Annotated in this window: 23 protein-coding genes; 18 read left to right on the top strand and 5 right to left on the bottom strand. The window is 47.0% G+C overall.

All coding sequences use genetic code 11. The annotated features are described in order from the left end of the window. Window positions 1-44: 44 nt before the first annotated feature. The 5 genes from A1s21148_RS05495 to A1s21148_RS05475 are packed head-to-tail and all read left to right on the top strand — an operon-like array spanning window position 45 to window position 3,906. The gene (locus tag A1s21148_RS05495; protein ID WP_095671432.1) at window positions 45-956 is read left to right on the top strand and encodes a DMT family transporter; all 912 of its coding nucleotides are present in this window, start codon (window positions 45-47) and stop codon (window positions 954-956) included. Next, window positions 956-1,801, top strand: coding sequence for a PHP domain-containing protein (locus tag A1s21148_RS05490; RefSeq protein WP_095671431.1), 846 nt, complete (start codon window positions 956-958; stop codon window positions 1,799-1,801). Before A1s21148_RS05495 ends, A1s21148_RS05490 begins: the two co-directional genes overlap by 1 nt. After that, entirely contained in the window at window positions 1,798-2,415 is a 618-nt protein-coding gene (locus A1s21148_RS05485) for a MarC family protein (RefSeq protein ID WP_095671430.1), read from the top strand. Before A1s21148_RS05490 ends, A1s21148_RS05485 begins: the two co-directional genes overlap by 4 nt. Before the next feature lie 16 nt (window positions 2,416-2,431). Beyond that, complete coding sequence (locus A1s21148_RS05480) at window positions 2,432-3,238, top strand: oxygenase MpaB family protein (RefSeq protein ID WP_095671429.1); 807 nt, start codon at window positions 2,432-2,434, stop codon at window positions 3,236-3,238. Beyond that, window positions 3,238-3,906, top strand: coding sequence for a ParA family protein (locus tag A1s21148_RS05475; RefSeq protein ID WP_095671428.1), 669 nt, complete (start codon window positions 3,238-3,240; stop codon window positions 3,904-3,906). The genes A1s21148_RS05480 and A1s21148_RS05475 overlap by 1 nt, the downstream gene beginning before the upstream one ends. On the opposite strand, the gene A1s21148_RS05470 is transcribed toward A1s21148_RS05475, so the two are convergent. The 3 genes from A1s21148_RS05470 to A1s21148_RS05460 form a co-directional block, all read right to left on the bottom strand. Then, on the bottom strand, window positions 3,907-5,256 hold the full coding sequence (locus tag A1s21148_RS05470; RefSeq protein WP_095671427.1) for a DEAD/DEAH box helicase: 1,350 nt from the start codon (window positions 5,254-5,256) through the stop codon (window positions 3,907-3,909). A 1-nt stretch (window position 5,257) separates the two neighbouring features. Continuing rightward, a complete protein-coding gene (locus A1s21148_RS05465; RefSeq protein ID WP_190276872.1) occupies window positions 5,258-5,515 on the bottom strand; it encodes a DUF3107 family protein in 258 nt (85 codons plus the stop codon). Window positions 5,516-5,578: 63 nt separating this feature from the next. Continuing rightward, complete coding sequence (locus A1s21148_RS05460) at window positions 5,579-6,208, bottom strand: TetR/AcrR family transcriptional regulator (protein WP_095671425.1); 630 nt, start codon at window positions 6,206-6,208, stop codon at window positions 5,579-5,581. Between the two features lie 120 nt (window positions 6,209-6,328). On the opposite strand from A1s21148_RS05460, the gene moeZ reads away from it, so the two are divergent. From moeZ to A1s21148_RS05445, 3 genes are read left to right on the top strand one after another with little or no spacing between them, the layout of a single operon-like run. Next, window positions 6,329-7,525, top strand: coding sequence for an adenylyltransferase/sulfurtransferase MoeZ (moeZ, locus tag A1s21148_RS05455; RefSeq protein WP_095671424.1), 1,197 nt, complete (start codon window positions 6,329-6,331; stop codon window positions 7,523-7,525). Window positions 7,526-7,537: 12 nt separating this feature from the next. Further along, a complete protein-coding gene (gene mshB, locus A1s21148_RS05450; RefSeq protein ID WP_095671423.1) occupies window positions 7,538-8,404 on the top strand; it encodes an N-acetyl-1-D-myo-inositol-2-amino-2-deoxy-alpha-D-glucopyranoside deacetylase in 867 nt (288 codons plus the stop codon). Then, window positions 8,405-8,719 (top strand): hypothetical protein, encoded by a 315-nt coding sequence (locus A1s21148_RS05445; RefSeq protein WP_095671422.1) that lies wholly within the window; start codon window positions 8,405-8,407, stop codon window positions 8,717-8,719. 6 nt (window positions 8,720-8,725) lie between these two features. Here the strand turns inward: A1s21148_RS05445 and cysS are convergent, their stop codons facing one another. Both cysS and A1s21148_RS05435 read right to left on the bottom strand, forming a co-directional pair. After that, on the bottom strand, window positions 8,726-10,099 hold the full coding sequence (gene cysS, locus A1s21148_RS05440; RefSeq protein ID WP_095671421.1) for a cysteine--tRNA ligase: 1,374 nt from the start codon (window positions 10,097-10,099) through the stop codon (window positions 8,726-8,728). After that, a complete protein-coding gene (locus tag A1s21148_RS05435; protein WP_095671420.1) occupies window positions 10,096-11,079 on the bottom strand; it encodes a GNAT family N-acetyltransferase in 984 nt (327 codons plus the stop codon). Before A1s21148_RS05435 ends, cysS begins: the two co-directional genes overlap by 4 nt. A gap of 104 nt (window positions 11,080-11,183) precedes the next feature. Between A1s21148_RS05435 and fdxA the strand changes: the two genes are divergently transcribed. From fdxA to mtrA, 10 genes are all read left to right on the top strand, one after another. Continuing rightward, entirely contained in the window at window positions 11,184-11,501 is a 318-nt protein-coding gene (gene fdxA, locus A1s21148_RS05430; protein ID WP_095671419.1) for a ferredoxin, read from the top strand. Window positions 11,502-11,542: 41 nt separating this feature from the next. Then, on the top strand, window positions 11,543-12,613 hold the full coding sequence (gene dapC / locus A1s21148_RS05425) for a succinyldiaminopimelate transaminase (RefSeq protein ID WP_095671418.1): 1,071 nt from the start codon (window positions 11,543-11,545) through the stop codon (window positions 12,611-12,613). Then, window positions 12,614-13,591, top strand: a complete 978-nt coding sequence (locus tag A1s21148_RS05420) for a nucleotidyltransferase family protein (protein WP_095671417.1) — start codon at window positions 12,614-12,616, stop codon at window positions 13,589-13,591. A gap of 177 nt (window positions 13,592-13,768) precedes the next feature. Continuing rightward, complete coding sequence (locus A1s21148_RS05415) at window positions 13,769-14,077, top strand: WhiB family transcriptional regulator (protein ID WP_223299370.1); 309 nt, start codon at window positions 13,769-13,771, stop codon at window positions 14,075-14,077. 5 nt (window positions 14,078-14,082) lie between these two features. Further along, window positions 14,083-17,124, top strand: a complete 3,042-nt coding sequence (locus tag A1s21148_RS05410) for a glycosyltransferase family 2 protein (protein WP_095671416.1) — start codon at window positions 14,083-14,085, stop codon at window positions 17,122-17,124. Continuing rightward, on the top strand, window positions 17,121-18,434 hold the full coding sequence (locus tag A1s21148_RS05405; protein ID WP_095671415.1) for a DUF5719 family protein: 1,314 nt from the start codon (window positions 17,121-17,123) through the stop codon (window positions 18,432-18,434). The genes A1s21148_RS05410 and A1s21148_RS05405 overlap by 4 nt, the downstream gene beginning before the upstream one ends. 42 nt (window positions 18,435-18,476) lie before the next feature. Then, complete coding sequence (locus A1s21148_RS05400; protein WP_190276871.1) at window positions 18,477-18,854, top strand: DUF3499 domain-containing protein; 378 nt, start codon at window positions 18,477-18,479, stop codon at window positions 18,852-18,854. Between the two features lie 42 nt (window positions 18,855-18,896). Beyond that, window positions 18,897-20,270: a phosphomannomutase/phosphoglucomutase gene (locus A1s21148_RS05395; RefSeq protein ID WP_095671414.1), complete on the top strand. Its 1,374-nt coding sequence runs from the start codon at window positions 18,897-18,899 to the stop codon at window positions 20,268-20,270. 94 nt (window positions 20,271-20,364) lie between these two features. Then, window positions 20,365-21,645 carry an adenosylhomocysteinase gene (ahcY, locus tag A1s21148_RS05390; protein WP_095671413.1) on the top strand — a complete coding sequence of 427 codons (1,281 nt, stop codon included), beginning with the start codon at window positions 20,365-20,367 and terminating at the stop codon, window positions 21,643-21,645. Further along, window positions 21,645-22,331: an MtrAB system response regulator MtrA gene (gene mtrA, locus A1s21148_RS05385; protein ID WP_095671412.1), complete on the top strand. Its 687-nt coding sequence runs from the start codon at window positions 21,645-21,647 to the stop codon at window positions 22,329-22,331. The genes ahcY and mtrA overlap by 1 nt, the downstream gene beginning before the upstream one ends.

Below are 22,331 nucleotides of genomic sequence, written 5' to 3'. Positions count from 1 at the left end.
CGGCCTCCCTTCATTGGATAAGGGTATCGGCTACCTTTACTTCCATGTCGCAGCCTTTATCTCGTGATAACCACACACAAATTCCTGCGCGTCCAGATTTAATTCGCTTAGGCCTCGGAATTATTGGCATCGGGACTTCAGGTCCATTGATTGCCATGAGCGCAATGCCAGTACTCACCTTGATCTTCTGGAGAAATCTAGGTGGATCGCTAATGACTGCGCCATTTGCACTACGCCATCGCATCGATCGGACAGGTGCAAAATGGGCGACATTTGCAGGAGTCGTTCTTGCACTTCACTTCATCGGATTCTTTCTCGCTATGCGAATGACAACTGTTGCTGCAGGAACTGCCCTCGTTGCACTTCAACCAATATTTGCGGCGCTCTTTGTAAAGCTAACTGGTGGAGATATTCCATCACGCGCATGGATGGGAATGTTTGTTAGCTTCGGGGGAGTTCTCTTGATTTCCGGAGTCGACCTACAAATCTCATTTAGAGCATTTCTCGGTGACTTAGCAGCGATTATCTCTGCAGCGCTAGCGGCTGTTTATATGTTGGTTGGGTCAAAGGCCCAACAGACTTTAGAAACTTCAACATATACAGCGATCTGTTATTTCTTCTGCGCCATAACTGCGCTACCAATGGCGCTGATCGCCGGAAATCAAATTTTTAACTTTGAAGCGCGTGAATGGTGGATCCTGCTGGGACTAATATTTGGCGCACAGTTCCTTGGCCACACCATGTTTAACTCGGTGCTGAAGAGAGTTTCACCCGCTGTCGTTTCATTGATCGTATTCTTTGAAGTTCCAGTTAGCGCGATCCTTGCAATGTGGTGGATGGATCAACGTCCACCTCTCGGTGTAGTTCCAGGAATCGCACTAATTCTCTTCGGTTGCGCCCTTGTTGTTCTTCGTACGCGCCCCACAAGCCCTGCAGATAAAGTAGCGACTGAATAATGATCGATTTACATACCCACACCACCGCAAGCGATGGAACTGATTCACCTTTTGCGCTAGTTAACAAAGCGCTTTCTGCTGGAATCACAGTTCTTGGATTAACCGATCACGATACAACTTCAGGTTGGGCAGAAGCGGTTTCAGCTGCAAGAAAACCAATTTCGCTGGCACTTGGTGCAGAAATTTCTACGCTAACCGAAGATGGAATTAGCGTTCATATGCTCGGTTTACTCTTCGATGGAGAAAATTCTGAGATCCAAGCGATGTTATCTGACGCCCGAGATACCCGTATTCCCAGAATGAAGAAGATGGTTGAACTACTACGTAGCGATGGATTCGCTATAACGATGGAAGATGTAATTGCAGCGACTCCAGAAGGTGCAACTCTAGGAAGACCACATTTAGCCGATGCGCTAGTCAAAAATGGCGTAGTTAAATCGCGAGATGAAGCCTTTGCAGAACTATTAACAAACGATTCAAAGTATTACGTAACCCATGCAACGCCAACACCAGAAGTGGCCATCCGCACAATCGTTGCAGCAGGGGGAGTTGCCGTAATAGCCCATCCCATGGCATCGCGGCGCGGAGATGTAATTTCTACTTCTATTTTTTCAGATTTAGTTGCGGCAGGATTGCACGGGATCGAGATCGATCATCGTGACCACACTTCAAGTGAGCGCACTGAGTTAAGGCAAGTTGCAGCCGAGTTAAATCTAGTAATTACTGGGGCAAGCGACTATCACGGCCAAGGAAAGCTAAATTCATTAGGCGAAAACCTCACTGATCCTGCACAATGGGAGCGCTTGGAGTCGCTGGCAAGTCAAAGAAGGGTGGTTACGCCATGAATATTGCTGAAGTCAGCACCTTAACTTTCTCTATTCAAGCATTCGTTACTCTCTTGGTGATTTTAGATCCGCCAGGTGCCACCCCAATTTTTCTTGGCTTAGTTGCTGATAAAAGTAAGCGCGAGCGAATTCAACTTGCCTGGCAAGCAGCGCTGGTTTCCTTAATTGTTATCGCCTTCTTCTCAATCTTTGGACGTTTCATTCTCGAATACATGAACGTTTCCATCGAAGCTCTGCAAGCCGCTGGTGGTTTATTGCTTCTTTATGTCGCGTTAGAACTTCTCACCGGCAGAGATCTAGGTGAGACCGATGGTAAAGATAAGAACATTGCCCTTGTACCTCTAGGTACGCCGTTATTAGCTGGCCCTGGGGCGATCGTTGCAACGATGATTTTCGTCCAACAAATCGAGACTCCTGCGCAAAGCCTCGGCTTAATTGCAGCAGTAGTTGCAGTACACGTTGTGATTGCTATTTCACTTATGGCTTCGACAACAATCCTCGGAATCATTAAAGATTCTGGAGTCACTTTGTTAGCGCGCATCGCCGGCTTGCTACTTGCCGCTATTGCCGTTCAGATGTTGGTTGATGCGATCAAAGCCTTCACCGCGCAGTAGCGAGCAAAGATAATTTATGACAACGCAAATACTTGAAGATCCCCGCGGACTCTTCTCACCCGAAACAATGGCCTGGAAGATTCATTCAGATCCCGCGATGGCAGTCGGTGGAATACGCGCCCTTCTACAGCAAGCACTTCATCCGATTGCCATGGATGGCGTGGCAAAGAATTCAAACTTTCGCGAAGATGCGTGGGGCCGCTTACAACGCACTGGTGACTATGTTTCAACAATTACCTTTGGAGAAAGAAGTCAGGCGCAAGCACTTGCCGCGCGAGTGCGAAAAATTCACACTTCTCTTAGTTTGGATGATCCTCATCTGCTTCTCTGGGTGCATATGTCGATGGTCGATTCATTCCTTGATATCGCTCGCCGCTCGGGAATGACGATTAGCGATCTGCAGGCGGATCAATATGTATCTGAGATGGTCTTATTCGCAGAGTTAGTTGGAGTTCCAACTGCCGATGTTCCGGCTAATGCGTCAGAGATGCAGAGCTACTTTCAGAATATTGCTCCAGAACTGCGCGCATCTGATGATGCAAAGAGAGCAGCGCTATTTCTAACCATTCCACCAATGCCAAGCGCAGTTAGATTTGCCACCCCTGCAGCTCCTGCCTGGGCTTCGCTTGCACTTCTTGCGGCAAGTTCTCTTCCGCAATGGGCGCGCAAGCTTTATGGAACTCCGCAGATACCTGGTCAGAATTTGATTACCGATATTTCACTTAAGGCAGTTCGTTCAACCTTCGGAGTAATTCCTGAAGTTTTACTCGCTCCACCTGTTTACAAGCAGGCAGTGATTCGCTGGAAATCTGTGGCCGCCTAATGAAGATCGTTTCACTAGCCAACTCTGCAGGCGGCGTAGGCAAGACAACTCTGGCGCACTGTCTGGCAGTCGCATTTACCGAGTTCGGTAAGAAGACTTTATTGATTGATCTAGATCCCGCTGGGGCGCTAACTTTTCGTCTGGGTTTTGAGAATCCGCGCACCTCAATCGCAGATTTCCTCAACGGCAGCAAGGTAACTGATTCCAACCTGGTAACAACTTCAGAGAGATTTGATTTCATTCCTGCTGACTCACGACTCGTTGCTAATTTCTCGGTAGAAGCACTTTTAAATGTCATATCTGATCTGCCCAAGAGTTATGACGTAGTCATCTTGGATCTGCCAGGATCTTTATCTCAGCCTTTATCTATGGCGCTTTCCATTTCTCAACTAGTCGTAGTGCCAGTTAGAAATAACCTGCATTCCCTGAGGGGCTATTTACAGATTAAATCTATTTCAGCAGGCGTTGAGGTTAAGGCTCTAGCGATCGGTGAAAACACACTAATCGCTCCGGCAGAGCTAATTGATGAGCCGCTCCTTGAATCAACTGAGTTAGAGGCAGCTGCCGCAACCAAGCTTTCAATTTTGACTCATGACAAGGCGAGTGAAAGTGCAGAAAGCTTTAGAAACGTTGGCTACTCAATACTGGAAAAGTTAGGGCTTGAGTAGTTAAGAAGTAAATTTCTTGGTGCGGGTTCGTACCCGAGCGGTACGGTCTTCGTTCTTCTCTTTTGCCGACTTGTCTTTAGTTGGAGAGGACTTTGCTGGCTCTTTGCTTGGAGCTTCACTTACTGGCTTAGCTTTCACCATTCGACCGGTAGAACCTGCTGGAATATTTAACATTTCATATAGGTGCTCTGATGATGAGTACGTCTCTTCAGGTTCACCTAGGCCCAGAGTTAGCGCAGTATCAATCATCTTCCAGCGCGCTAAATCATCCCAGTCAACAAAAGTTACGGAGATTCCATCTGCACCAGCACGAGCAGTGCGGCCGATACGGTGCACGTAAGTTTTTTCATCTTCCGGGCATTGATAGTTAATTACGTGAGTTATTCCATCAATGTCGATTCCGCGAGCGGCTACATCTGTTGCAACTAAAACATCAGATTTACCGGCCTTAAAGTCGTTAAGCGCTTTCTCGCGCGCGCTCTGTCCAAGATCGCCATGAATTGAAGCAGCGCGGAAGCCACGTTCTGATAAATCATCAGATGTCTTCTGGCAGGTGCGCTTAGTACGGCAGAAAACGATGGTTGGTCCGCGGCCATCGGCTTGCAGAATTCGCGCCAACATCTCGATCTTATCGAGGGCGTGTGCACGCAGAACATACTGCTTGATGCGAGAGACAACCGCGCCCTCATCTTCATTATCTTGAGTGCGAATATGAATTGGTTGGTTCATAAACCTACGCGCCAAAGCGATGATATCTCCAGGCATTGTTGCTGAAAAAAGCATTGTTTGCGCGCGGTTTGGAGTGCTCGTGAAGATTTTTTCTACATCCGGAAGAAATCCTAGATCGAGCATTTCATCAGCTTCATCTAGAACAACGCGAGAGACTTCCTTTAACTTTAATTGTCCTTGGCGATATAGATCTAAGAGTCTGCCCGGTGTGCCAACCACAATTTCTACGCCTTTTTCAAGGGCTTCGATTTGCGGTTCAAAGGCGCGTCCACCGTAAACAGCTAAGGTGCGGATTCCGCGGTTACCGGTTAACTCTTCAATATCTTTTGTTACTTGCACACAAAGTTCGCGCGTTGGAACAACAACAAGAACCTGGGGCAGCCCCTTTGCAACAAGTGCATCCCACTCTTTATCCAGCGGTGCGATTACTCGTTCGATAAGGGGAATACCAAAAGCCAACGTCTTGCCAGTGCCAGTCTTTGCTTGACCGATTACATCACCATCGCCGAGTGCGATTGGTAGAACCATCTCTTGAATTGGAAAGGGCGATTTGAAACCATGTTCAGCAAGAGCCGCTTGAGTCTCAGGACGCAGCGGGAGATCGGCAAAAGTTATAGACACCTTAGAGAGCGCCGAAACCAACGCGACGATCAGTTGCTACGCCGACATCGACGAAGCCGATCTTGTCGCCAGCAACGATGATCTCGTGGCCACGTGAATCTTGGAGATTTAAGGCGGTGCCGCCTGCCAGTGCTGCAGCGACAGCACTCTTTACCTCAGCAACAGAGGAGTTAGTCTCAAAGACAAGATCTGTTGCAATATTTGCTACGGAGATGCGCACTTGGGTTGCTGCGCCTGAATCACTCTTCTTTGTACTCATGTCCATATCCTATCGGCAAAACGATCAGTGAGATCTGCCAGGAATTAAGCGATAAAAGGTTAGTTAATTGCCGCCAGAGAGCGGGAATCCTGAAATTCCGCGCCACATCAAATTCTCAACGAGTTCAACGGCCTGTTGTCTAGTTAATTTGCCGTCACGTTCTAACCAGTGGCGAGCAGCTACTTGAACATAGCCAATTAAACCTACGCCAAGGAGCATTGCGACATCTTTAGGAAGTCCAGTGTCATTTGAAATTACAGCGCTTACTGCAGCTGCACAATCGTAGGTCATGCGATTTAAACGCTCACGAACTTGTGGTTCAACGCTCATATCGCTTTCGAACAAGAGGCGGAATGCTTCACCCTCATTTTCGATAAATTCGAAGTAGGCAACCACTGTGGCATGTACACGCTTTGCGTTATCTGGAGTTGAAGATATTGCCTTTTGAATTTCGTAGACCAGAGAGTCAATGTGAAGGTCTAAAACCGCTAAGTAAAGATCTAATTTCGATGGAAAATGCTGATAAAGAACCGGCTTGCTGACATTGGCGCGATCTGCGATCTCATCCATTGCAGCGGAGTGGTAGCCAGCTGCAGTGAATACTTCTAGCGCCGCGTTTAAGAGAATTGCACGACGCTCATCGCGTGGCAAGCGGGCTTTGTCGCCTTTTGAATTTAGATCAACAGTAGTCATTGCGCATATCGTAGAGGCAATACTGGCAAATGCGAAAGAGAGATATGCAGTTGAGAGTCGTTTGCAGCAAGAAAGTTATCGAATTGGCACTCAGCCGATGGCTACGGCAGAATACGAACCATGACTTCACAGCGCGATTCAATACCAGCGTTAGTTTCACCCGGCCCTGCGCTAACTGTTGATGAAGTTCGCCGCTATAGCCGGCATCTAATTATTCCTGATGTTGCTATGACGGGTCAGCAACGGCTGATGAATGCAAAGGTTCTTTGCGTAGGCGCAGGAGGACTTGGTTCGCCAGCGCTGATGTACCTAGCTGCAGCCGGAATCGGAACTCTCGGAATAGTTGAATTCGATACCGTCGATGAATCTAATCTGCAGCGCCAGATAATTCACGGTCAATCCGATATTGGAAAGAGCAAAGCGCAATCTGCGAAAGAGAAAATCTCAGAGATTAATCCTTATGTAAATGTGATTACTCATGAAGTTCGACTTGATGTTACAAATGTGAAGGAAATTTTTGCGCAGTACGACATCATTGTTGATGGAACAGATAACTTTGCAACGCGCTATCTCGTAAATGATGCCTGCGTTTTGTTAAAGAAACCTTATGTCTGGGGCTCGATCTATCGCTTTGATGGACAAGCGAGCGTTTTCTGGGCCGAATACGGACCTTGCTACCGCTGTCTATACCCAGAACCTCCACCTCCTGGAATGGTGCCAAGTTGTGCCGAAGGTGGCGTACTAGGAGTTCTCTGCGCAACCATTGGATCTATTCAAACCACTGAAGCAATAAAGGTTATTACTGGTGTTGGCGAACCGATGGTTGGCTCACTCATGGTCTATGACGCACTTGAAATGTCATTCCGCAAAGTAAAGATTCGCAAAGATCCGAAGTGTCCATTGTGCGGTGACAATCCAACTCAGACTGAGCTTCTCCCTGATTATGAAGCATTCTGTGGAACTCTGTCAGATGCTGCAGAAGTTGCAGTTAAAGACTCAACAATTTCTGTAGGCGAACTCAAATCTAAGATGGATAATAAAGAAGATTTCTATCTTATTGATGTGCGCGAGCCAAGCGAGTTTGAAATTGTTCGTATCCCAGGTTCGCATCTGCTACCTAAACAAGGATTTTTAGACGGAACCGTTCTGGCAGATCTTCCGCAAGATAAACCAATTATTTTGCACTGCAAGAGTGGGGTACGTTCGGCTGAATGTCTTGCCATCCTTAAAGGAGCAGGTTTTTCAGGCGCTTCGCATGTTTCTGGTGGAGTCATCGCTTGGGCCAAGCAAATCGATACCTCTCTGCCGGTTTATTAAAGAGCAGCGTTAATGACAAAGTCTTATTCGGGTTATCGCGTGCTACTTGTTCACGCACATCCCGATGACGAGACGATAAACAATGGCGCGACTATGGCACTTTATGCAGAGCTTGGCGCATCTGTAACGCTCGTGACCTGCACGCGCGGTGAAGAAGGCGACATTCTTGTTCCAGAACTAACACATCTAGCAAGTGGCGCCACAGATAAGTTAGGCGAGCACCGAATTACTGAACTTGCCGATGCAATGAACGAGTTGGGCATAACCGATCACCGTTTCTTAGCTGAAGGTAAGAAGGTTTACCGAGATAGCGGAATGATGGGTACGGATCCAAATAACCGCCCAGATGTTTTCTGGCAGGCAGATCTCGCAGAAGCAACGCAATATCTCGTATCGGTAATTGATGAAGTTAAGCCACATGTCTTGATTACCTACGATGAAATTGGGGGATATGGCCACCCCGATCACATACAGGCTCACCGGATTGCGATGTTGGCGGCGGATGAATCGATTTGGCAGATTCAAAAGATTTATTGGAACACAATGCCAAAATCGGTAATCGCCGAAAGCATGGCAAAGATGAAAGAGCTTGGCTCAGATTTCTTCGGAGCCGAGAGCGTTGATGATCTCCCCTTTGCAAAAGATGATCACTTTGTAACAACGCTAATCGACGGTAATTCACAAGTAGAGAAAAAAATGGCGGCGATGAAGGCCCATGTAACTCAAATTTCTACCGATGGCCCTTTCTTTGCGCTATCAAATAATTTAGGGCTTCAAGTCTGGGGCGACGAGTATTACACCTTGGTTCGCGGTGATAAAGCAGAGCCATTTGATGAAAATGGTAGAGAGCGCGACATATTTGCCGGAGTCAAACTTTAAATGAAGATAATTGCTTCTCTTGTCGCGGGGGCAGCAGCCGGGGTTGCCGCAGTCTTTCTACATCTTTTTCTTCCACCTTTTGGTATCGCCTTAGCGGTCATTGGAACCTTTACCGCTATTTGGGCCGTTGGCAGAAGTTATGGAAAACGCAAATATAAAGTATTAGCAACGTTGGCTTGGATGTTTATCTTCACTCGCGGTGCATCTTTCGGAAATGGAAATGAGATCTTTATCCAGGGAGATTCTTTAGGAAACTATTTTCTAGCCTTCTCATTTATTGCAATTATCGCAGCACTTCTTTTACCAGCGAATTAAAAATGGTCAGTTAGACCAAGCCCAGCTCTGACCTTCTGGGTTATCGCTCACGATAATTCCATCAAGGGCTAACAAATCTCGAATGCGATCGCTCTCGCCCCAATTCTTATTGGCACGGGCCGTTGCTCGGCTTTCTAGCAAAGCAGATTGTTCAGAAGTCAGTGGCTTAACCTCGACCACTCGTTTCAAATCTAAGGCAAATACTTGGTCGGCGTAGTTAAAGATTTCACGCTTCTGCACCGAAGTAAGTAATTGATCTTTTTCTATAGCGCGCAATCTCAGTAAGGCGCGGGGAGTATCTAAATCTGCAAGCAAGGAAGAATGAATTTCGGAGTCAAAACCAATCGTTTCTGAGTTACCCCAACTAGCCATTGAACTACGCCAACGGTTAAGGGTTGAATTTGCCGCACGAAGCGAATCCCAAGTTAAATCCATTTGCGATCTATAGCGGTTCTCCATCAGCGCCAGACGCAGCGATAGCGGATCTAAACCTTTGGAAATTAAATCTTCGACAAGTACAACGTTATTGGCGCTCTTTGACATCTTGCGACCTTCAAAAAGCAGGTGTTCTCCATGCACCCAAAGGTCTACCGCCTCGCCTCCGACAATGGAATTTGATTGCGCACGTTCATTTTCGTGGTGCGGAAAACGCAAATCAATTCCGCCAACATGAATATCAACATGGCTATCCAAAAGATCTAGCGACATCGCAGTGCACTCGATATGCCAACCTGGAAATCCTCGACCCCACGGTGAATCCCAAACCATTTCGCTACGGTTGCCAGCTGATTTCCAGAGCGCCCAATCAGCGTGGAACTTCTTTTCTCCATCATCTGAGTATTCGTAGCGATGTCCGGGCTTTAGCGAATCAAGGCGATTGCCGCTAATGGCACCGTAACTCGGAAATGATTGCGCGCTGAAATAGACCGAGCCACTTTCGCTGACATATGCACTTCCATTTTCAATCAGCGTTTGAATACTTGAGAGCATGCCTGGAATAGTTTCACTTGCTCGTGGGTAGCTATTAGCTGGTGAAATATTTAATCGTGCGAGATCGGAATGAAACTTCGATTCATATTTACGGGCGATCTCAAAGGGATCTACTTTTTCCAATTTGGCTTGGCTAAGCATTTTGTCTTCGGATTCAAAATCTTCCGACATATGCCCAACATCGGTTATGTTCTGAACTAGTAAAACTTCCATGCCAGATAGCTTGAGGGTTCGCGAGATCAGGTCGGCTAAGAGAAATGTCCGCAAGTTACCAACATGGGCATCGCGATAAACAGTTGGCCCGCAGCAATAAATATGTACAGGTCGGCCAGTGACATTTACTGCCTGCAGGTCGCGGCTCTGGGTGTTGTAGATCGAGAATTTGCTCATTTACTTTCATCCAAAAAAACTCGGTAGTTATAGGAGTGATGGAAGCGAAAGCCCATTGATTTATAGAGCGCCAGCCCTGCACCGTTTTCGCTATCTACCTGTAGGCCAATTTTAGTAGCACCCTCACCTTTTGCAGCAGCCATTAGCGCGCGCATTAGTAAAGCGCCGATACCTTTACCTCTAAATTCAGGGTTAACATATACACGAGTTGCCAGTGACCATTTTCCAAAAATTGCAATTCTTCCGATCGCCACAGTCTGGTTATCAAATTTAATTTCTGCATAATGAGCTGGGTAGTTTCGCATAATACGCTCGAGCGGATGGTCAGATTGAAGATCAAGCCATTCTGGCGTTGGCTCGGAGGTGATCACAATTTGAAAATCGGCACTTTCAAGATCGAGGTTATCTGGAATGTCGTTGACTAAATATTCTGCACCGATTTTAACTTTCCATCCAAGCCCAGCTAAATAATTATCAAGTTCTTCGTAAAGTGGTAAAGGCAAAGTAAATGTTGGCGTTAGCCCTTTCGCCTGATAAATCTTTACGACTTCGTCAACTGCCTTTTCTATATCTAAATTAGGTTCTCCGAATGGTGCAGCACCTATGGGTAGAACAGAATTCGCGCGCATTGTGAAGCCATCAGAAATTCTCAGCCGCCATTTACCTATTTCTTCAATCTCATCTGCTGGCCACGTTAAATCAGAGAGATGTTCTAGCTCTTGAATTCGCAGCGAGAAAGGAGCGCCCATTCCCGCGCGATCGGGTAGCGGTTTAATCTCTCTCCAAATAGCGATCTCATCTTCTGAGAAAGAAATCATCTGACCCTTGGAGTTAAGCAACTCATTTACGCCATCGCCGCAACGCTGCAGAATCCCGACGATATCCCTAAAGCCACCCGTTGCTTCATGCAGCCGTACTGTGACTCGAGCGCCAATTGCAGCAGCCAGGTTAGGTTGCGATTTTTGGCTAGACGGGCTCATGTCGTTACTTTAATCGGGCGTTGGCCCAAGTGCATGGTTAGAATTAGCGCCATCGCAGGCTCTGAACACCCAGAGCGATGTGGACTTTATTTGGAGGAACTCTCGTGACCTACATCATTGCTCAGCCGTGTGTTGATATCAAAGATAAGTCTTGTATCGAGGAATGCCCGGTTGATTGCATCTATGAAGGTAACCGCATGCTTTACATCCAACCCGACGAATGCGTCGACTGCGGCGCGTGCGAACCAGTCTGCCCAGTAGAGGCGATTTACTACGAAGATGATGTTCCATCACAATGGAAAGATTTCTCAAAGGTAAATACTGAGTTCTTCGTTGAGCTAGGTTCACCAGGCGGAGCGGCCAAGGTTGGCCTTACTAATAGCGACCACCCAAATGTGGTTTCGCTTCCCCCTAAAGAATAATTTCTAAGAGACGCTGATTCCCTTTATCCACTGGAAAAACGATGCGTGAAAAACTGCCGGATTTTCCATGGGATGCGCTCGCCCCATATTCTGAAATCGCACGTCAACATCCAGATGGTGCGATAGATCTTTCACAAGGAACGCCAGTTGATGCAACTCCGCAACTCATTCAAAGCGCACTTAAAGAAAGTTCTGATTCGCCGCGCTATCCCGTAACTGCCGGAACAAAAGAGTTACAAGAGGCTATTCGCAATTGGGCGATCAACCACTTAGGTGCAACGGGAGATTTCGATGTACTTCCGGTTATCGGCTCTAAAGAGTTAGTTGCTTGGCTACCAACCCTTTTGCAAAGCCAGAAAGTTATCTATCCAGATATCGCATATCCAACTTATTTAGTTGGAGCGTTACTTGCGCAATCAGAACCTATTGCAGTTGGAATTGATGCGGCAGCTTGGCCGAGTGCGGATTTTGCATGGGTTAACACACCATCTAACCCAACAGGACGCGTGCACTCTGAATCCGAACTTCGCGCAACGATTAACTGGGCGCGTAAGCAGGGTGCAACGCTGGTTTGCGATGAGTGTTATATCGACTTCGGAGATACGGCTACTCCAACTTCGCTTCTGAAATACACAGATGGCGATAACTCAAATATTTTGGTGGTTCATTCGCTATCTAAACGCTCTTCTATGGCTGGCTATCGTGGAGCGTTTTTGATCGGTGATGCAAAGCTAATTTCGCAAATTCGAGAAGTCCGCAAACATGCCGGAATGATGGTTCCGTTGCCAATTCAGAACGCAATGGTGGCAGCGCTAAGTGATGAGACCCATGTAGCTGAACAACGAAATCGCTATAACTCTCGACGCGCAGTGCTCGCACCAGCCTTGATTGCAGCCGGATTTAAAATTGAAGAATCTGCCGCCGGTTTATATATCTGGTGCACCCGGTCAGAAGAATGCTGGAAATCTGTGGAATGGCTGGCCAAATTGGGCATCGTCGCAACACCAGGCTCTTTCTATGGCGCTCTCGGTGCTTCACATATTCGAATCGCAATGACTGCAACGGATGCGCAGATCTCTGGCGCTGCACAGCGCATTAAAGCGGCGATTTAAATGGCTATTGGAATTCTCTTAGTTGGTGGATTTGGCACTCGCCTTAAGCCGCTAACAAATCAAACCCCCAAGCCAATGTTGCCAGTGGGGGGCCTGCCGGTAACCGAGCACCAACTTCTTGCAGCCAAGAAAGCTGGGATCACAACGGTAATTCTGGCTACTTCATATCTTTCTGAAGTTTTTATTCCTTACTTTGGAGATGGTTCTAAATGGGGAATGCAACTTAAATATGCCGTCGAAAAAGAACCCTTAGGCACTGGCGGGGCAATTCGTAATGCTGCAGAGCTAATTGATTTAGAAGCGGCAAAAGCTGAAGATGAAGAGTTTGTGATCTTTAATGGCGATGTACTTAGCCACCACAGCATTGCTGCGCAGTTAGAGTTTCATCGCAAGAATAAGGCTGATATCACCTTACATTTAATAAGCGTTGAAGATGCTCGGGCATTTGGCTGTGTTCCAACCGATGATCAAGGACGTGTAACTGCTTTTCTAGAAAAAATGGATAACCCAGTAACTAACGCCATAAATGCCGGTTGCTACGTCTTCTCACCGAGCGTAATTTCAGATATTCCGCTGAATAAAGTTGTGAGTGTTGAGCGCGAAACATTCCCGAACTTAGTAAATTCAGGACGCCCGGTGTTTGGATATAGCGAGCAGTCTTACTGGCTTGATATCGGAACCCCGGCAGCGCTATTTAAGGGTTCTCGTGATTTAGTAAATGGCGCTTTCGCCGCGGGGGAGGGCACCACTTTTGGCCCAGATAGCTTGGCAACTGGTGGCTCGAGTATCGGAGCTAATTGCGAAATCGGCCAAGGTGTAAGAATTGAGAATTCGATAATCGGCGATAACGTAAAGATCGGCGCTGGCGCGCTGATTCGCGATTCATTTATTCTCCACGGAAGTGAAGTTCAAGCAGATGCGCAGATAGTCTCGAAATACTTATCTCCAACGGAAAATTTAGAAATATCACCTGCTTAAGTCGATAAATCACCGAAAAAGTGGTGGATTTGGCGGCAATCTTCGAGAAATGTGCGGATTTTCGAGTCTCAACCTCGGGATCGCACTTGACTAAATGGGATTACAAGCGTGTAATTCGTTCTAGAGAAGCCGACCTCAACACGAGGCTGGCTGCGAAGGTCTTGAGGAGATTAGTCGATGCCGATTCGTCCAGAAGCTACACCTACTGGCAATCCAACAGCCCCTACTGCTGGACCATCAATTAAATTAGCAAGCGGAGAGAACTTAGAGCTCTCTTGGCAAGAACGCGCACTCTGCGCACAAACAGATCCAGAAGCATTCTTTCCAGAAAAGGGTGGCTCTACTCGCGAAGCAAAGCGCGTCTGCCTCTCTTGCGATGTTCGTCAAGAATGTTTGGAATACGCGCTCGCACACGATGAGCGTTTTGGAATCTGGGGTGGACTCTCCGAACGTGAGCGTCGCCGTTTGAAGCGCCGCCCAGCGTAACTCTCATGAGTTCACATCGCGTCACCGCGATTCTGGTTCTACATGACGGAACACTTTGGTTGCCCGAAGTAGTCGCCTCTTTAACTTCGCAGACTCTGCAGGTTGATTCGATAGTTGCCGTTGATACAGGTTCTATTGATTCATCAGCAAAACTGGTTAAAGGCGCACGCATTCCAGTGCTACCAATGGATCGCGATACCGGATTCGGCGAAGCAGTTGCACACGCTGTTGCAACTCTTCCTGCATCCAGCGATCCGGAACACGAATGGCTCTGGATAATTCATGACGATCTTTCTGTAGATCGTTCTGCACTTGAAAATTTAATTGCAGAAGTTGATACACGACCAAACGTTGCAATGGCCGGCCCCAAACTCCTTGGTTGGCATGATCGCACGCACCTTTTGGAAATGGGTATCAGTATCGCTGCAAATGGAAATCGTTGGACCGGACTTGAACCAGCTGAATACGACCAAGGTCAGCGCGATGGCGTCCATGAAGTACTTGCAGTTAGCACCGCAGGAGCTTTAATTCGCAGAGATGTATTTGAACAACTAGGTGGATTTGATCCTAATTTAGATCTATTCCGCGATGATGTTGATTTTGGTTGGCGCCTTTACTCAGCGGGATTTGCGGCTATAGCGGTTTCGAGCGCTGTTGCATTCCATGCAGAAGCTTCTGCAAATGAGCGTCGCTCGGTTGATGTAGCCGAAGCGTTCTTACATCGTCCACTGTTATTAGATCGCCGAAATGCCGCGTATGTTCTATTAGTTAATTCATCTTGGTGGCGACTTCCATTGCTCACCGTGCAATTGCTAGCCGGTGCAATATTTAGATCAATTGCCTTTCTCTTTGCAAAACTACCTGGCTATGCCGGTGATGAGATTTTGGCAGTAGGAACGCAATTTTTACATCCTGGTGAACTAGTTCGTGCCCGAAAGATAAGAAAGTTGCAACGCCTTGTTCCATCAGGGATTGCACTTCGATTTATTCCTTCCAGATGGTCGCAACTTAGAATGGCCGCCTCGCGTTCAGCAGAGTGGGTTCGTGAACAGCTATTCCCAAGTGAGATTACCGAAGTCCGAAACCCGTCTCTGCTTGATGAGAATTTAGATGAAGAAGATTTGCTTACTCCCGCTAACAGTCGCAGTTGGATAACGCTCTTAAAACGTCCATTAATCGCAGCCACATTATTTTTATTTGTTTTAACTTTCTTCTGGTCAAGGTTTAGATTGGGTTCAATATCAGGAGGCGCCTTACCCGAACAGCCTTCAGGTGTAAGTGCGCTCTGGAATACCTATTTCAGTGGTTGGCACTCCATCGCTATGGGCACATCCGCATCAGCCCCAACGTGGATGGCTTTTCTTGCGGTGGCGGCTACTCCATTCTTCGGAAACGTCAACTTCTTTATTGCAGTGCTCTTCTTTCTGGCGCCGATATTGCTGGCGCTGACGGGACATCACTTCTTAAAGGAGTTCTCAACAAATAGATGGCTCACCACATCTGGCGCTGTTCTATATGCACTTTCCCCAGTTGCCATTTCAGCAGTTAACTCTGGTCGCTTGAGCACCTTAATCGTCTTGCTGCTACTGCCATTATTGGCTATCGCCGCCCGAGGTTGGTTTGAAATTGAGGAATTTTCTTGGCGCAAGGTCTTTGCTCTTTCGCTTCTTGTCTCGATTATTTTTGCATTTTCCCCATTTATCTTTATTTTAGGAATTGCTCTAACTGGGTTTTCAATTTATCGCGACTACATTGATAGCAGTAGCGGCGTAAATATCGTCTTATTCAACGCTCGTCTCTATCGCCGCTTAGCGTTGACATTTACGCCACTTCTCATCTGCGCACCTTGGAGTTTCGAGTTAATCATTAATCCAAATAGATTTTTCTTGGATTCCGGTTTTCTTCTGCAGGGAAGTGGTCCAAACTTTGCATTATTAGGGAACCCAGGTGGTCCTGGCTCCTTACCGTGGTATCTAATTAGTCCACTTACTTTGGTACTAGTAATTTCCCTCTTCTCGTCAACCCGTGCTCGTTTTATCGCAGAAATTGGATTTGTATCACTGTTGATTTCTATTCTTTTCAGTGCAATCTCTATAACAGGTAACGGCACAAGTATCGCAACGCAGCTCTACCCCGGAACTCTTATGGCAATCACTACTATGACGGCAATCGCCTCCGCAATTGCCGTATCTGACAAGTTGCGAGAAAGGCTTAAAGCAACGCATGTGAATTTCCGTCACATCTCGGCTGCGGTAATGCTAATTGCAACCACCACATATGCGCTCTCGGCAACGCTTTGGGTAGCCACGACTGCAGGATCTGCTCCATTGCAAAGTGGACGCGAGATAGTACTTCCTCCGTTCTTAGCGGTTGAAAAAGATGCGAAGACAATGGTTATTAGACCTCGCACAGTAGGTGAAGATGTATCACTAAACTTTTATTTGGCGCGTGGTGGAGATGCCAGACTTGGCGATCCAGATATGGCGCCATCAAATCGTGAACAAATCACCAATGCTGTACTTGAGCTTGCCGATGGAAGTGGACTAACTTCAAGTTCCACCTTTGCACTTAATGGAATCAAGTATCTATTCCTTAAAAATCCGACCGATGAAAACTTAGTTCGCATTGTCGATGGCTTAGGGGGATTTACTCGAGCCTCATCAACAAATGCAGGAATTGTCTGGAAGATTTCTGCAAACACCGGAACAGTTTTATTTACTAATCTTGCTGGCAAGACGACAGTGCTACCGATAAGTCAATCTGAATTTGAAGTCACAGTTCCAGAGCCAGGAACTTTAACTCTTACCGAGAATTACGCTCAAGGTTGGCGGGCTATGCAAGAAGGTCAGCGTCTGGATAGAAATCGCAGCGTCGTTAACTTGCCGGTGTTTGAAGTATTACAACCAGGGACGGTTAGCTTCCTTTATGACGGATCCCTGCGCCGCGCGCTAATTTCTTTGGAGTTAATCATCTTTATCACCGTCGTAGTCTTGGCACTTCCCGCTGGACGTCGCCGTCGCGAAATTGAAGATTCGGAGCTGGCATGAAGATCAGGCGTCCATTGGCTCTGGCATCTGGCCTAGCTTTAGTTTTAGCCCTTTCTAATGCGGCGGATGTCGCAGTATCTAATGGAAAATTCTCTTCAAATTACCCTGCCGTTGTCTGTCCTTCAACGCCCAACGGTTTAACCAGTGCGATTTCTCTGCCTTCCTCAAAGAGTCAGATTCGATCAACTGGAACTAAATCCCTCTCCTTCATTCCTGCGCAAACTCTGCGCTACATGCAGAAGAAAGCGCCAATAATTTTAGAGTCACAGGGTGCAACGCCGGTTGTGTGGCAGATTAGAAAAGGCGTTTGGGCCGGCTCCACTATTTGTTCTTCATTGCAGACTGAGCAATGGTTTGTTGGCGGGGCCGCTGATGTAACAAGTAAAGGCAAGTTGATCCTGGTAAACAGTGGATTAAGTGCTGCAATCGTAGATATTGAAGTTTGGAATGAAATTGGAGCGCAACCAACCAAGGCAATCACCATTAAGGCAAACTCATATCTTGAAATTGGAGTTGATTCACTATCTCCCGGTTCTCAATCGCTAGTTATCAAGACGATCACACGAGCAGGTCGAGTTACGAGTTATATGATCGACGAGCGCGGTCGGGGGTTACGCGCTCTTGGTGGCGATATTGTTAATTTCGCGCCAAAGGCAAGTAAAGAGGTCTTTATCCCCGCGATTCCACATACGGTACGTAAAGTCGGATCAAAATCAGTTGAATTGCCTCACACCTTACGGATCCTGGCACCTGGTGAAATAGATGCTCGCATCACCGTTTCTGTCTACTCGACCGATGGATCATTTATTCCTGCTGGGCTAGAAGGCAAAGTTATCAAGAGCGGATCGGTTGCGACTTTAGATTTGAATCCGAATTTACCAGCGAGCAAATTCGGAATCAAAATTTCTTCCGATGAGCCGATTGTTGCTTCAGTTTTTTCACAGACAATCTCTGAGGGTAAATCAGACTTTATCTGGAGTACAGCAGCCGCAGAATTGACCCAATCAAACTTTTCGGTCGCAGGTCTTGCCCCTCAATTAATCTTTATCGGAGCGAAAGTTAAAGCCGAGCTTGTACTTCTCTTCAATAATGGCAAACGTAAAACCGTTCGCATTAACGGGGAAGATATCGCCGCGGTAAAGATTCCAGATGGGGTTCGCTCGATATCTATTACCGGCGCAGGAAAAGGAATTTATGGCGCAGGGCTGGTTGCAACCAAGAGCGGCTATGGATATTTCCCACTTACAGCAGGAAGCGTTCTGACTAAATCGTCAGTTCCAATGTCGAATATTCGCGTCCTAACTCCCTGACAATCCCAGTTTTTTTGCTACTCAACCACTAGCCTTAGCGTCATGAGTAAGTTGGCGCGCACAGGGCGCAGTTGTTCGCGGGTAAGTTGCCGAAGCTTGGCTTCGATGACGCTTACCTATATTTACGCGGACTCAACGGCAGTGCTTGGCCCACTGGCTACTTATTCAGAACCACATTCTTATGATCTCTGTGAAGCTCACGGAAAACGCTTAACTGTTCCAAATGGTTGGACTGTAATTAAGGAAGAGTCTTCGCAGGCAGGCCTTGGTCCATCTGAAGATGATTTGATGGCAATTGCAGATGCGGTTCGTGAAGTTGCTGCAAACCATGAGTCAATGCAAGATCACAGCCTCACTACATCTACAACCGATAGCGCATCACTTGGTCGGCGCGGTCACTTACGCGCAGTCCCGTCCTAGATTATTGATACTCCTCGAGATTAATTAACGAAGGAAGAGAAAATTCCAATATTTAAAGCCTATGACATTCGCGGATTAGTTGATGTAGAAATTACCGCTGACTTCACATTTGCAACTGGAGTTGCCTTTGCCAGATTCCTGCAACAAGAACGTGAACCTGGAACAGTCGTAATTGGCGAAGATATGCGCCCCTCGTCACCTGTATTTGCCGATGCTTTTTCAGCAGGGGTAACCTCGCAAGGTTTAGATGTAATACGTATTGGTTTAGCATCGACTGACATGCTCTATTTCGCGGCAGGCAAACTTAACTTTCCGGGTGCAATGTTTACCGCTAGCCATAATCCAGCCGAATATAACGGGATCAAACTCTGCTTAAGCGGGGCTCGTCCAATTGGAAAAGAGTCAGGGCTTTTAACAATTGAACGATTTGTAAATGAAGGATCTCCTATTGATTTTAGAAGCGTGGGTAAAGAGTCAGAGCAGGATTTATTGTCTTCTTATGTAGATCATCTACTTTCGTTAGTTGATCTATCAGAGATCCGCCCGCTAAAGGTGGTCATTGATGCTGGGAACGGAATGGCTGGACACACCGCTCCAGCGGTCTTTGATCGGCTTAACTGCGAAGTAATTCCGATGTATTTTGAGTTAGATGGCACATTCCCAAACCATGAAGCCAATCCAATAGATCCCAAGAATTTGAAAGATTTGCAGAAGGCGGTTAAAAAACATAAGGCAGATATCGGATTAGCATTTGATGGAGATGCTGACCGATGCTTTTTGGTGGATGAAAACGGAGATTTGGTAAATCCTTCTACTCTCACGGCTTTAATTGCAGATCGTGAATTAAAGAAATATCCAGGATCAAATATTATTTACAATTTAATTTCTTCCCGAGCAGTCGTTGAAATTGTTGAAGAAAAAGGCGGGAAGGCTGTTCGTTCGCGCGTTGGCCATTCTTATATAAAGCAATTAATGGCAGATACCGGAGCAGTTTTTGGCGGAGAGCATTCTGGACATTTCTACTTCAAAGATTTTTGGAGAGCAGATTCTGGAATGTTGGCAGCACTCCACGCCATTGCAGCTCTCGGCGAAGCAAAGGGTTCACTTTCGACTCTTCTTAAACCTTATTCAAGATATATCTCTAGTGGCGAAATCAATTCTGAAGTCGCAGATGCAAACGCTGCAATGAAGCACGTTGAAGAAATTTATGGCAAGAAAGATGGCGTAGCAACCGATCACCTTGATGGGCTGACGATAAGTGGCGATACCTGGTGGTTTAACCTACGTGCGTCAAATACTGAGCCCCTCCTTCGACTCAACGTTGAGGCTTCCACGGAAGCCCGTATGAAAAAGGTTCGAGATGATGTACTTAACATGATCCGTGGCGACCTAGACATCCTCGTATTAATCCCTTAACTAGTACGCTATGCCTATAGCCGACTAGCACAGTAGAGCCCTACGCCGAAGGTCAAGCGAAAAACAGCCGTTTAAACTAGGGAGATATATTTCAATGACACCTGTAACAACAATTCCAAAACACGATATCGCAGATGCATCTCTTGCAGCCGAGGGCCGCAAGCGCATCGAATGGGCAGAACGCAACATGCCAGTACTTGCTCAGATTCGTGAGCGCTTTGAAAAGTCACAACCATTTGCAGGCGTACGAATCTCTGCATGTATGCACGTGACAACAGAGACCGCAAACTTGATGCGCGTTCTTAAAGCCGGCGGTGCAGAGATTGCACTTTGCGCCTCAAACCCACTTTCAACACAAGATGACACCGCAGCAGCGCTCGTTCACGAATACGGAATCTCTGTATTTGCTCGCAATGCAGTGGATCGCGATGGTTACTATTCACATATCAACGCAGCGCTAGATATTGAACCTCACCAAGTATTCGATGATGGTTGCGATCTAGTAAACACACTTCACACAACTCGCAAGGAACTTCTTCCTAATATTGCTGGCGGCTGCGAAGAGACAACAACAGGCGTGATTCGTCTTAACCAAATGGCCAAAGATGGCGCACTCACATTCCCAATGATCGCTGTCAACGACACCGACACCAAGCACATGTTCGATAACCGTTACGGAACTGGTCAATCAACACTTGATGCAGTCTTCCGCGCTACAAACTTCCTGCTCGCAGGTCGCGTAGTAGTTGTTGCTGGCTTCGGATATTGCGGCAAGGGCGTTGCAGAACGCGCTAAAGGTATGGGCGCCGATGTAGTTGTTACTGAAATTGATCCAACCAAGGCACTAGATGCGATGATGCAAGGCTTCCGCGTGATGCCTATGGTCGAAGCTGCAACGCTTGGCGATGTCTTCATCACCGTTACAGGAAACCGCGATGTACTTCGTGATGAGCACTTTGCTGTAATGAAAGATGGCGCAATCATGGCTAACTCAGGCCACTTTGATATCGAAATCGATGTTGCTTGGCTTGAGCAGAACGCCAAGAAGAAGAATGCGAAGATGCGTCACCAAACTGACGAATACGTTCTTGCAGATGGACGCCGTCTATTGCTTCTTGCAGAAGGTCGCCTAGTTAACCTAGGAGCAGCAGAAGGACACCCAGCATCAGTTATGGATATGTCATTCTCTGATCAAGCGCTAACTGCTGAATACCTAGTTAAGGAAGCGAAGAATCTTTCTGCTGGTGTTCACAACGTTCCAACTTATATCGATAAGGAAGTTGCCAGCCTGAAGTTGATTTCTATGGGTGGCCGTATCGACACGCTAACTCCTGCACAAGATATGTACCTCAACTCTTGGGAGCACGGTAGCTAATGACTTTGGTTATGGTCGTCGATGACGACCAAGACCTGGCAGAGATGCTCGGCATCGTATTAACCGGTGCCGGCATCGATGTCGATCTCGTAAGTCGTGGTGACGAGGTTCTGGAGGTATTTAGAAATAATCCTCCAGATCTCGTACTGCTAGATGTAATGCTTCCCGGTTTAGATGGAATAGAAGTTTGTAAGTTGATCCGCGCCGAATCTATGGTGCCGATTGTGATGTTGAGTGCAAAAGGTGACTCTCATGATGTTGTGCGCGGGCTTGAAGCCGGTGCAGATGATTACATGGTTAAGCCATTTCGCCACCCTTCCGAATTAATCGCTCGTATTCGCACGCGCTTGCGTCGCACAAATGCAGACATCTCTGGGCTACTCGTAATCGGTGATCTTTCAATTGATGTTACAGCCCATGAAGTAAGCAGAGCCGGAAAAAAGATTGCGCTAACTCGTTTGGAATTCGATCTATTAGTTGCCTTAGCTAAAGAGCCGGGTCGCGTCTTTACACGCGATGCGCTGTTGGGTGAGGTTTGGGGCTATCGCCACTCAACGGATACTCGTCTTGTAAATGTCCACGTGCAGCGCCTGCGTTCCAAGGTTGAGCATGATCCAGAGCACCCACACATCATCATGACTGTGCGCGGAGTTGGATATAAAGCAGGAGTCTTGGGCGGTTCCTAG

This window comes from Candidatus Planktophila lacus (genome assembly GCF_002287925.1).
GTDB lineage: Bacteria > Actinomycetota > Actinomycetes > Nanopelagicales > Nanopelagicaceae > Planktophila > Planktophila lacus.
This window is presented reverse-complemented; position numbering and strand designations above follow the sequence as displayed.